The organism is Bacillota bacterium (assembly GCA_029961055.1).
In the GTDB taxonomy this organism is placed as follows: Bacteria; Bacillota; Sulfobacillia; order JAIMAT01; family JAIMAT01; genus JAIMAT01.
Map to the genome: position 1 here is coordinate 1 of JASBVM010000047.1, position 10,755 is coordinate 10,755.

11 protein-coding genes are annotated in these 10,755 nt (G+C 73.1%); 2 read left to right on the forward strand and 9 right to left on the reverse strand.

Annotated features, from left to right (window positions below):
• Positions 1-251 (forward strand): 2-oxo acid dehydrogenase subunit E2 (locus QJR14_09485; protein ID MDI3317829.1); only part of this gene is annotated, 251 nt, incomplete at its 5' end.
• A 105-nt stretch (positions 252-356) separates the two neighbouring features.
• Here the strand turns inward: QJR14_09485 and QJR14_09490 are convergent.
• The 7 genes from QJR14_09490 to QJR14_09520 all read right to left on the reverse strand — a co-directional run bounded on the left by QJR14_09490 (position 357) and on the right by QJR14_09520 (position 8,563).
• Positions 357-1,937 (reverse strand): hypothetical protein, encoded by a 1,581-nt coding sequence (locus tag QJR14_09490; GenBank protein ID MDI3317830.1) that lies wholly within the window; start codon positions 1,935-1,937, stop codon positions 357-359.
• A 240-nt stretch (positions 1,938-2,177) separates the two neighbouring features.
• Entirely contained in the window at positions 2,178-3,149 is a 972-nt protein-coding gene (locus QJR14_09495; protein ID MDI3317831.1) for an undecaprenyl-diphosphate phosphatase, read from the reverse strand.
• Between the two features lie 39 nt (positions 3,150-3,188).
• Positions 3,189-3,911 (reverse strand): ParM/StbA family protein, encoded by a 723-nt coding sequence (locus QJR14_09500; GenBank protein MDI3317832.1) that lies wholly within the window; start codon positions 3,909-3,911, stop codon positions 3,189-3,191.
• Between the two features lie 33 nt (positions 3,912-3,944).
• Positions 3,945-4,178 carry a helix-turn-helix domain-containing protein gene (locus QJR14_09505; GenBank protein MDI3317833.1) on the reverse strand — a complete coding sequence of 78 codons (234 nt, stop codon included), beginning with the start codon at positions 4,176-4,178 and terminating at the stop codon, positions 3,945-3,947.
• Positions 4,179-4,236: 58 nt separating this feature from the next.
• The gene (locus QJR14_09510) at positions 4,237-5,541 is read right to left on the reverse strand and encodes a bifunctional DNA primase/polymerase (protein MDI3317834.1); all 1,305 of its coding nucleotides are present in this window, start codon (positions 5,539-5,541) and stop codon (positions 4,237-4,239) included.
• A 657-nt stretch (positions 5,542-6,198) separates the two neighbouring features.
• The gene (locus QJR14_09515) at positions 6,199-8,046 is read right to left on the reverse strand and encodes a hypothetical protein (protein MDI3317835.1); all 1,848 of its coding nucleotides are present in this window, start codon (positions 8,044-8,046) and stop codon (positions 6,199-6,201) included.
• Entirely contained in the window at positions 7,988-8,563 is a 576-nt protein-coding gene (locus QJR14_09520) for a hypothetical protein (GenBank protein MDI3317836.1), read from the reverse strand. Before QJR14_09520 ends, QJR14_09515 begins: the two co-directional genes overlap by 59 nt.
• Positions 8,564-8,704: 141 nt before the next feature.
• Here QJR14_09520 and QJR14_09525 point away from each other — a divergent pair, with 141 nt between their 5' ends.
• Positions 8,705-9,382: a helix-turn-helix transcriptional regulator gene (locus tag QJR14_09525; GenBank protein MDI3317837.1), complete on the forward strand. Its 678-nt coding sequence runs from the start codon at positions 8,705-8,707 to the stop codon at positions 9,380-9,382.
• 192 nt (positions 9,383-9,574) lie between these two features.
• Here QJR14_09525 and QJR14_09530 read toward each other — a convergent pair whose 3' ends face one another.
• Together QJR14_09530 and QJR14_09535 are read right to left on the reverse strand one after the other, a co-directional pair.
• On the reverse strand, positions 9,575-10,165 hold the full coding sequence (locus QJR14_09530; GenBank protein ID MDI3317838.1) for a hypothetical protein: 591 nt from the start codon (positions 10,163-10,165) through the stop codon (positions 9,575-9,577).
• An 11-nt stretch (positions 10,166-10,176) separates the two neighbouring features.
• Positions 10,177-10,419: a hypothetical protein gene (locus QJR14_09535; protein MDI3317839.1), complete on the reverse strand. Its 243-nt coding sequence runs from the start codon at positions 10,417-10,419 to the stop codon at positions 10,177-10,179.
• Between the last annotated feature and the right edge of the window lie 336 nt (positions 10,420-10,755).

A 10,755-nucleotide genomic window follows, 5' to 3' on the forward strand; every position in this document is an offset into this window, starting at 1 on the left:
TCACCCTGACCAACCTGGGCATGTACCGGGTGGACGGGTTCACGCCCATCCTGAACGCGCCGCAGATCGCGACCTTGGGGGCGGGGCGGATCGCGCCCGAGGCGCGGGCCTTCGACGATGGCCGCATCGAGGCGCGGCCGGTCCTTCACCTGTCGCTCACCTTCGACCACCGCGCCGTCGACGGAGCGCCCGCGGCAGCCTTCCTGGACAGGTTGGTGCGCCGGTTGGAGGGCGCGGAGGGGCTCGAGTAGGCGGGTCCGCCGCCTGGCGGCCGTCGGGGGGAAGTCAGGCAGGGGTCTCACGGGCCGGCAGGCCGGGCGCAGGGACTGCCGGCCCCGCAGGACGCGCGGCCAGGCTCAGGGGCGCTCCCCCCGCTTGGCGGTCGCGGCCGCGGCCCCACTCGAGGAGCGCGGCGCTCCCCCCGGCTTCCTCCCCGTGTACAGGTGGGCACCCGCGAAGAGCAACGCGGCCAGCAACCATCCCGAGGCGTAGGAAGGCGCCGCTCCCCATCCGACCCGGGGCGCGTGCATCACGCCGAACCAGGCGAAGACCGAGCCCAGCACCGCCCAGGCGCCGGCGGCGTCGAAGCGGCGGTCGATCAGCTCGGTGATCACGGCCGCCGTCACCAGCACGATGAGGAGGAAGCCGTCCGCCAGCCCCCCGGCCGCCCGCCAGTAGACCGCCTTCTCCAGGACCGCGCGGACGTGGGGTGCCTCCGGGTCGATGTGGAGAGCGGTCAGCGCCGAGCTGAGCGGCGAGGTGACCAGGTAGCCGGCCGGGACCAGGAGCCCGAAGAGGAGGGCGGGGTAGTACTTCCTGTCCATGGCGCCGAGGGCGGTGTTGCCCACCTCCACCGCCACCCAGGCGGTGATGGCGGCCAGGATCGGCCAGGGGAAGAGTTCGGAGCCGAACCAGCCGAGACCGGCCACGGTCAGCGCCAGGTAGACGACGGGCGTCCAGAGCTGGAAGGCGGTGCGGGCTCCCAGCTTTTTGAAGGGCGGCTGAAGCGAGTAGATCAGGTTGGTGACGGGCGAACCGGCCAGGCCCCCCACCACGTTGGCCGCCCCGTCGGCCGCCAGCGCCCAGCGGACGTCGTAGCGGTCGCCGGTGGTGTCCGAGGCCTCGACGGCTGCCACGTCCTGGACAATCTGGTAGAGCGCCACGGGCAGGATGACCGAGAAGTACGGGAGGACGCGGAAGAGCGCCTCCAGGGGAGCGGGGGAGACGATCCAGGGCGCGGTGGGGTGGAGGCCCTGCCAGACCGGCCGGTGGTAGCCCACCGCCACGGCGAGGACCAGCGGGATCCACCAGACCACCAGGAAGCCCGGGATCCGCCAGCGGGTGAAGGGCAGGTCGGCGTAGAGGCCGACGAAGACCAGGGCCAGCGCCACCAGGCCGACGACGGGCTGGTCGAAGAGCCGGATCAGCAGGACCATGCCCAGGTAGGTGTACATGCCCGCCCCGAAGACCGTCATCACCGCCGGCCGCGGGATCCCGCGGCGGAGGAGGCGGCCGAAGGGCGCGGCCACCAGCTTGAGCAGCCCGGTCCAGACGGTGGCGGCGGCACCCATGGCCCAGGCGAGAAGCGGGTCGTGGCTTGTGCGGTAGACCGGCAGCATGATGGAGAGCGTGTAGGCGATCATGGCCGGCACGTTGCTCCCGTAGACCTGAGCCGTCACGTCGTTCCGCCTCTCGCGCGCGCCGAGCTTCAGCGCCATGCCCAGCATGGCCAGCGCGCCCAGGGCGAAGCCGAGCGCGCTCCCCGGCAGCATCCGGCCCACGGCCAGCGAGCGCGGGAAGCCCATCTCCACCAGAAGGAAGACGGGGATCGCGGCCTGCGCCACGTTGAACCCGAGCTCGATGACGAAGCCGTCCACGTCGCCCCGGCCCGGTCGCGTCCATGCCGGCAGCCTCTTGAACCCGCCCGCTTCCGCCATCGCTCTCGCCACCCCGGGCTAGGTTGCGCCCCGGGGAGAGGCGGCACTCGTGCGGACCGGCTCCCGCTCTTTTCGCGCGGCGGCGGGAGAGGGGACGGCTTTGCCTCCGCCTGGCTGAACGTTCGCCTGTCCGGCGCTCCGCGGAGATCCGTCCGGAACCCGGAAAACAAGTACGCTCCCGTGCTCCGGCGTGGCGAGCGGGCGGTTTCCGCCCCCCGCCCGGAGGACGCGCCGGGCTCTTCAGCCGCGCAGGACAAGCAACAGAAGCGAGACCAGCCCGGCCGCGGCGGAGTAGACCGCGAACGGCCAGAGCGTGCCCGTCCGGAAGTAGCGCGAGAGCCAGCGGACGCTGGCGTAGGCGGCGACGCCGGCCACGAGGCCCCCCAGCACGGCCGTGCCCAAGGCGCCGTGTACGCGCAGGAGCTTGGGGACCTCCAGCAACCCGGCCGCCAGGATCAGCGGCGCGCTGAGCAGGTAGGAGTAGGTGGCCGCCGTCAGCCTGGAGAGCCCCGCCCCCAACCCTGCCGTCATCGTCACACCCTCCCGCGAGAAGCCGGGCAGGAGAGCCAGCGCCTGCGTCACGCCCACCCAGAGCGCCTCGCGCAGGCCGAGCCGGTCGATCGCCATCTCGGCGTCGGGCAGGCGGGTACTGAGGGCTCCCGCGCCCTGGGAGAGCGCAGGCCGATCGCCCGCCTCCGCCGCCCGGGGGCCGACCGGCCGGAGCGCGCCGCCCGAGAGGCCACCGTCCGCGCCGCGTGCCCGCCCCGGGCGGCGGGCGTAGAGCAGCTCGCCCAGCGCCAGCACGCCGCCGTTCAGGAGGAGGAAGAGCGCCGCCAGCCGGGGCGAGGCGAAGAGGCGGGCCACCGGCTTTTCCAGGAGGAGACCCAGGAGACCCGTGGGAACGACGCCCACCACCACCAGCCAGGCGAGCCGGGCGGCCGGATCGGTCTCGGGCCGCCCCAGGCTCCGCCGGCCCAGGCTGCGGAAGAAGCCCCGGACCACCTCGACCCAGGTCCGCCAGTAGAAGGCGAGGAGCGCCGCGGCCGTCCCCAGGTGGAGCATCACCGCGAAGGGCAGGAAACTTGGGGCCGCCTGGTCGATCCGCCAGCCGGCCAGGGTGGGGAGGAGGACCAGGTGGCCCAGGCTCGAGACCGGAAAGAGCTCCGTCACGCCCTGGAGGAGGCCCAGGAGGACGGCTTGGAGCGTGTTCAATCGCCTCGCCTCCATCGCGGGTTACGGCCCGGAACGGGCTTACGCGCCGTGCTCCACGTGGCGCTCCGGGACCTCCAGGGCGGCGGCCCGCTCGGCCACCGCTCGGCGCACGCTGTCCACCACGGCGTGGTAGCCCACGTCGAGCGAGCCCGAGCGCCCCTCGTCCGGTACGGCGGCCCCGTCGGCGCCGGGGACGAGGAGCGAGAGGTCCGTCGTCCGGTAGCCGATGTCGATCACGCCCACTTCCGCCCCGGCCAGGCCGGGGTCGGTCCGCAGCGCGGTCAGGTAGGCCGTCAACGCTTGCGGCGCCACCGTCACGCCCGTGAACTCGACGTAGCGGGCGTCCTGCCCGTCCACACTGACCCAGGCACCGTGGCCCGCCAGCGCGTCGCGGAGCGCCCTCCGCTCGGCTCGCCGGATGTAGGCGGAGAGGGGGAGGCCGACCATCAGGCCCGCCTGCCCGTCCGCCCCAAGCAGGTAGGCCGCCGTCAGCACTAGCACCGCGTAGTCACGCCGCGAACTCGCGTCGCTCCAAGTCCGGCTCGCGCCTGCCCGGACGGCTGCCTCGCCAACCAGATACCGGCGGCTGTCACCGTCCAGCCCTTGGATCTGGACGACATGCTCCGACAGCCGCGCGCCAAGCGCGGCGGCGAGCTCGCCACTTCCGGCCGCCGCCGCCACCGCCGAGGGAAACATGAGCCGCCGCCCGTCTTGGGCGGCGGCCTTCGTGAAACCGTAACCCACGTCCGCCGCGACCAGCATCGACACCGCCCCCTCGAATCAATCTCTCGTCGCCTATTCAGCCGCGCCCCCGCCGGCGGCGCCATCGAGCATCGCCAACACGGCGCTCGCTGGGATGCGCAGGGCCCGCATCCCAGGCACCCGAACCGCCGCCAGCCGGCCCGACCACACGAGCCGGTACACGGTCATCTCCGACAGATCCAGCATCCGCGCCACATCGCGCACCCGGAGGTAGCGCTCGCCGCCGCCCCCCGGATCGCGCGCGGCCGCCCCCATCGCGCCCTTCATCGGAGCCACCTCCCCTCTGAGTCGTGCGTCCGCGCCGTCCATGACGGGCGGGCGGGGATCACCCCGCCCGCTCCCCGCCCTCGTCCCAATGCTCGGCCACCCACGCGGCCGCCCGCCAATCGGCCTTCATGGCGGCGTCGTCGCCCAGGGCGGCCGCGCCGAGCAGCGCCATGACCAGCCCCGGCGGGGCCCCGGCGCGGAGCATCAGAGCCGCCGCCCGCCGCCTGCGGCCCGGGGCGGTCGTCTCCGGGTCGAACGCGCGCGCGAGCTCGGGCGGCAGCCCGCCCGCCGCCTCGGCCCCGTCCAGGAACTCGGCCAGGGCGGCCCAGTCGGGCTCGGGAAATGGCGGGACGGCGGCCCGGTGCTTGGCGAGCATGTCGCCCAGGTACTTCCAGGGATCGCGCCGCTCGCGGAACTTGGCCGCTATCCCCCAGCCGGGCGTCAGATATACGGCGGCGATCAGGCGCTCCGGCACGCCCCGCTCGACCAGGTGGCGCGTCACCGCCCAGTCCGTCCCCGACCTGTCCCGCGCGCCATCCGGCCGCGCGTCGCCCTCCACGATCCGCCGGACGCACCACTCCGCCACGCCGTACCGGCGCAGCTCCTCCAGCAGCCCCTCGCCCCGCGGCGCGCCCTCGGCCGCCGCCGCCCCCAGGCCGGGCGCGGGGCCCATCGCCCTCCTGGCCTCGGGCTCCTCTAGGAACGCCACCGCCCAACCAGGCAGCGGGGAGAGCGGCGCGTCCAGCGCGAGCTCGTACCGCTCGCCCGACGCGTGGACGCTCGGCGGCGCGACCGTGTAGCCGGCGCTCAGAATGTCGATCTTGGCGGTGCGCCCGCGGCGCGTCGCCCTGGTGGCGGGGGCGCCGGGAGGGAGCAGGTAGTAGCGGTGCACGTGGTCGCCGCGCCGCACGACGGGGCCGGGCGGCAGCCCCAGCGCCTCCGCCTCCTCCACCGCCTCCCGCGAGTCGAGGTCCACCACCGCCAGGCCGCTCGGCCTCAGCGCGATCGCCACGTTGGCCTCGCGCCACGCGGACCACCGCAGCGTCCACGCCGGCGCGCCGTCCCACTCCATCTGGCGCAGGAGCCCGCCCGCCCTCACAACCGGCGCCTTGCCCACGCTGTGGGCCTTGGCGCCGCGGTGGTCGTGCCACCCGGCCGTGCAGCCCGACGGACCGGCCGGGTCCGGCGCGCACACCGGGATCGGGTGCAGCCCGGCGCCGTAGTAGATCCGCGCCGCCATCCACGGCGGGCGCCCCGCGGCCCTGGCGAAGACCCGCAGGTCGCGGGGCGGACTCGAGCGGACGGCGGCCGCCCACACGGCGGGGGCCGCGCCGGAACCGAGTGGATTTCCAAATTCGTCCATCGATCGCCCTCCTTCTCCCACCATCGACAGCGCCGGAACGCCCGCATCACGGCAGAAGCAGGAACCCCTAGAGCCAAGCGGGTTTCGGGAATTAAGGTCAGAAAAGGGCAAAACCAGCGCACCGCCGGTCGCGCCAAAGGCGGCGAAGCCGGGACGCCTAGAGCCGCAAGGCTTTCGGGAATTAAGGCAAGAGAAGGTCAAACACGCGCGCACGGCGCTTTTCGGCGTAGGGACGGCGCCCTCAAATCGGGCCGGTTTTCGGCCCTTTCCTCCCACCGATCGCCGGAAGCATTGATCCGCAAGGGTTTTAGGCGCCGCGCCACACCCGAACCAGGGGCGCGTGGGATCGGGCACCTGCGGGAGGTCCGCGGGAGGTCCGCGGGAGGTCCGCGGCAGACCTCCCGCAGCCGAAAGCCGCGCCGCTCAAGGCTTTCGGGGCCGCTGCGGGAGGTTGCGGGAGGTTTTTCGGACCCTATACACACGCGCGGGCGCGCGCGTGTGTGCGAAGGATCAGGAAAACCTCCCGCAACCTCCCGCACGTGCCCGCAATCCCGCGTCCCAAGCCGGTTTGGGCCGCGGGAGGTCGAGATCCCGACCTCCCGCAACCTCCCGCAACCTCCCGCGGACCTCCCGCGCCGATCCCGACCCGGCCGCGACTCAGAAGAGATCCACGTCGTCCGCGACGGCAGCCCCGGCGGCGACCTCTGCCGCGGGCGCGGCCCCCACGAGCCTGAAGACGGCCGATCCGGCGTGGCCGTCGCGCTCCCGGACGATCATCCTCCCGCCGATCACGCGCCCGGCGACGCGGCGCAGCGCGTAGCCCATCCTGGACGCCGCCGCCGGGCTCGCGTAGTCGTCGTGGCGGATCACCCGGCCGAGGAGCCCGCGCTCCGCCGCGATCCTGGCGACCTCCCTGGCGCCGACCGGCTCGTCGGCGTGCTCCTCCCACCACGCCTCGACCAGGGCGCGCCACTCGTCGGCCTCGGGGTCGGCCGACCGGATGAGCTCGTCACGATTCCCCAGGAATCCCTTGACGCCGGCGACGCGCAGGATCCCGCCGATCGCGGCCTGCCAGGACTCGTAGGAGCCCATCGTCATCGCAGGCGACGGATCCTCCGGCCGCCCGGCCGCGATCCACGCCTGGACCAGGGTGAGCGCCGCGCGGACCAGCTCCGCCAGGCGCTCCTCGGCCCACTCGAGGAGCCGCGGGTGCCGGAACCCGGTCCTCGTCCACGGCTCCTCGACGCGGGGGTCGATCCGGATGGGGACGACGCGGCGGGCCATCGTCCCGCCGTACTGGATGTTGTTCCCTGTGATGATCCAGGTCGTCAGGTTGGGCGCCCGGGCGGTCCGGGACTGCCCGAGGAGCCGCCCCTCGTACGCCGGCGCCGTAAGAACGGCCTCGAGCGCGTCGCCCCTGACCGTGGCGCCGTTGGCGTTGTCCCATACGACCGCGCGCTGGCCGCCGAGCAGCAGGGCCAGGAGCGTCTTGCCCGCCTCGGTCTCGTCCTCGGGCAAAGATCGCACGGGTACGACCTGCCCGACGCCCGGCAGGAGGAGGGCTTGGGCGAGGAGCGACTTGCCCGACCCCGCCTGCGGGGCGTCGATCGCCCAGAGCGGCGACGGCGGGCGGAACAGCGGCCGGCAGACCGGCTCGAGGAGCAGCCCGAGGGCGTTGGCGCGGCTCGCTTGGTCCACGAACGGGAAGTCGCCCAGGTACTCGCCGAGCAGCAGCTCCAACGCCCGCCGCACGGCGCCGTCCGACGGCTCGGGGTCCACGCGCAGGTCGGCGCCGGCCAGCCTGGGGTGCGGCCAGTAATAGACGCCGGTGGCGGGCTGGTAGCCGGGCTCGGCGTGGATGCCGTCCGCCGCCACGACGGGCACGCGCGAGACGTACTTCAGCGGCGCGGCGGGCTTGGTCGGCGCCGCCACCACGGCCTCGGCCAGCACGCGCGGCGGGCTCGCGCGCCGCGCCCCGTCCCGGGTGAGCCGCAACCAGTCCGCGCGTTCGGCCAGCCAGACCTCCACGGTGGCCGGCGTCATCGGCACGATGCGCGGCGCCCGCTCGCCGCCAGCCGGGTCGGTCTCCTCGCCAACGGTCACCAGCTCGCCGGCGCGCTCCCACAGGGTGGGCTTGTCCGAGGCCGCGTCGGCGGCGATCAGGCTCATCGCGACCCGGTAGGCCGCGGCGAGGTCGTCGACGCAGACTTCCGGCCGGCCGCCACCGCCCCCGCCGGCGGCGGCTTGGGCGGCGCCCCCGTCCTCGCCCGCGCCGCTGTCGGCCCGGCCCCGCTTGCCGCGCCCGCCCCGTCCGCGCCCGCCCCGGGCGCCGTCTCCGCCGCCGGACCGGGCGGCCAGCTCCCGGATCCGCGCGAGCAGTTCCGCGGGCGGCGCCGCCCGGCCGGCGGGTTGACCGCCGGCGTCGGGCTGACGTACAATCTTGCTGTCAAGGTCCGCAGCCCCGCCCGCCGAGCCGACGGCGGGCGCTGCCTTTTCCTGGTCCACGCTTCGTCACCTCCCCCCCTCCAGCGGCGGCTGCCCGGGCGGTCCGCCCCTCGGACGTCCTCCAGGGCGTCCGCGTCCGGTGGCGCTTGCGCGCCAGCGGCGCGGCCATCAGCCGCTCTACCGCCGCCCGGAGCTCATCGTCGAGCGCGGCCAGGAGCGCCGCGCCCCACGCCGCCCAGTCGGCCTCGCCCCACTTCCACAGCTCCGCCGGACCGGGCCAGGGCAGGCCCGCGGCCTCCGCCACGGCCGCCGCCGGCCGCGCGCCGACCAGGGCCAACGCCCCCTCCACCTCCCGCAGACGGCGGACCCTGGCGGCCACGGCGTCGCGCAGCGCCCGCGCCGTGCGCGGGTCCTCGGCGGCCCGCTCCTTGGTCTCGGCATCCGTGATCGGCGTCAACAGGACGATGGCCCCGGCGCCGCGCCAGACCGCCCGGCCCCGGCGCACCGCCCGGCGTGCGCGGCCCGGAGTGCAAGTCGAGACCAGCCGACCGCCAGGGTCATAGACCACCACCCGCATGTGGGCGCACTCCTCCCCCGGAGGTGTGTCGCGCTGTGGTCGACAGCGCGGGAGGAGATATAGTACCGTCATAGCTGGCAACTCCTCCGGTTCATAGTGGAGCACAGCCCGACGCGGCTGTCAACCGGAGCGGTTGGGAGGATGATCGACGTGGCTAGGAGGTATGGGGTGCTGCTGCGAAGGTGGCGGGAGCGCGAGGGGCTGTCGCTCCGCGCCGCCGCCCGCAGGTTCGAGTGCACTGAGATCTTCATCGCCGACGTGGAGCGGGGGAGGAAACGCGCACCCGCCTATTCACGGACCGCGTTCAAGATGTTCGAGCTTGTGAGGCCGGACCGCGCTGTGGATCGGCTGTACGAGGACCTTTTGTGGGACCTGACCGATGGCCGGAGAAACCAGCAGGTGGCGATCAAGGCGACCCAGGCGGTGTTGTCGGCGCTCGCCAGTCCGGTCGGGGACTGGCACGCCGTCAGCGACGCCTTGGTCGATGCGGCGCAAGCGGGCGATCTCGCGGAGGTGACGGTCGAGGGGGATCGGATGCGGTTGTCCGGCGCGGCCGCGTCTGTGTACGCTTGGCCGCGCTCCGTGCTGATCGACTTCCTGCTTGAGACGACCGATGAGTTGGTTTTCCGCTTCCATTCGGCGTCGGACCCGCATCACACGCTGATCCCTTGGGATGGCCAGCTCGGCGTGCGGATCCGGCCGGAGTTCGCGGACGAGCGCGCGCCGTGGGTCCGGGAGCACTTCCCAGATCTCATGCTCACGACCATCCTGGATTACGAGCCGGCGCCAGACGGGGCCGGCGGTGGGGCCGAGAGGTGAGGGGACGGCGTTCGTCCGTTCCGCTGGAGGGCCGGGCGGCCCCCCCCGTCGCACCCGGACGGAGTACCGGAAGAGGTGCTGGGGCTGCTGGGGGAGGGGCCGGGCGAGGAGAAAGGGGAGGAATGAGCGGCACGGAGGGCGGGCCGACCGGGGCGGGGAAGGCGGCGCAAGGCACGAACGCCCCGGTCACTTTCAGGGGCATTCTCCTTCTTTGGTCTCGATGCCAAGAACGTCTCCGGAGTCGGTGGCGATCGTCACGCGCGCGACGTACCTGTTCCCGTCTATGTCCGAGTACCGTACATAGAACGACCACGGGTTTTCCATCGGCTTTTTGTCGGCCTGATAGCCGAGAAGTACCTTGATCTCGAGCTCGTCGCCGGGGGCCAAGATGTTCGGGAGACGACCGGCATTCTGGAGATCAGCAACCCTCTCGTCGTCGGGCGGCGGGAATGGTGCGCGCCCCACAGCAGCTTGCTGCAACACGCTCAGGTCAGGGTCGCAAAAGAAGTTGGTGCCCAAGATGGCTGGCCCATGCCCCGCGTTGCGGATTGCGAAGTGATACCAGCGGGAGGACGGTGCGCCGCCCACAGCCGACTGTGTTGCAATGGGCTTGCCGCGCTTGTCGAAGGTCACCAGCGGTCGGATCTGGGCCTTGATGCCATTTTGGGCGGCCTGGACACCAGCTCTGGCGGCAGCCGCCGACCTCATTGTGTACATCGCCATCGCAAAGTTGGCCATGGCGACAAAGCCGTTCACGATGACGTTAGCAACCTGCCAGTCCATACAAGAATCCTCTAAGGGGAATGCAAGTCAAGGCCAGGCCAGGCCACATCGTCGGCGAGGTAGCCCCTGAACCACGCATCGAAACGCCGCCGGGCCTCCCGCCTCTCCTCGTCGGTCATGCGGGCCTCGAGGGCGGCCAGCTCGCGGCGGGCCGCCGCCGCGTCGCGCTCGGCCCTGTCCCAGTCGCCGGAGTCCTCCGCCTCGGTCAGCGCCCGGCGCGCCCTGACCCACCGCTCCACCAAGCCGGCGGCCATTCAGCGCTCCTCCTCCACGTCGATGCTCTTGATTTCCATGGCGTTCTCCGCCTCCCTGCACCGGATCTCGGTCACGGCAGAAGGATCATGGGTAATGCCCTGGTAGTCTCAGGCAACGAGCCCATGCTGGTGGAACGGCCTGCCACGGGGCGCGTAGCCGGGCGGGCGCGTGACGTTGGCTCTGCGGCTCCGGTGTCGTTGGCGGGAAAGGCAGGCTGCAACTCGTGGCAGTATCTCCGCCGATCCTTAGCGGCCAGCCGGCGTCTGCTAGGACGGTGGGGCGAACAGTCTTGGAGGTCCCGCCAGTGAGTTGGCGAATGATGTCAAATTGACGAA

Bases quoted from the DNA above. Each gene is read 5' to 3' on its own strand.
- QJR14_09510 (MDI3317834.1), bottom strand. From the start codon at position 5,541: ATGGACGAATTTGGAAATCCACTCGGTTCCGGCGCGGCCCCCGCCGTG.
- QJR14_09520 (MDI3317836.1), bottom strand. From the start codon at position 8,563: ATGCGGGTGGTGGTCTATGACCCTGGCGGTCGGCTGGTCTCGACTTGC.
- QJR14_09535 (MDI3317839.1), bottom strand. From the start codon at position 10,419: ATGGCCGCCGGCTTGGTGGAGCGGTGGGTCAGGGCGCGCCGGGCGCTG.
- QJR14_09500 (MDI3317832.1), bottom strand. From the start codon at position 3,911: ATGCTGGTCGCGGCGGACGTGGGTTACGGTTTCACGAAGGCCGCCGCC.
- QJR14_09530 (MDI3317838.1), bottom strand. From the start codon at position 10,165: ATGGACTGGCAGGTTGCTAACGTCATCGTGAACGGCTTTGTCGCCATG.
- QJR14_09525 (MDI3317837.1), top strand. From the start codon at position 8,705: ATGATCGACGTGGCTAGGAGGTATGGGGTGCTGCTGCGAAGGTGGCGG.
- QJR14_09490 (MDI3317830.1), bottom strand. From the start codon at position 1,937: ATGGCGGAAGCGGGCGGGTTCAAGAGGCTGCCGGCATGGACGCGACCG.
- QJR14_09505 (MDI3317833.1), bottom strand. From the start codon at position 4,178: ATGAAGGGCGCGATGGGGGCGGCCGCGCGCGATCCGGGGGGCGGCGGC.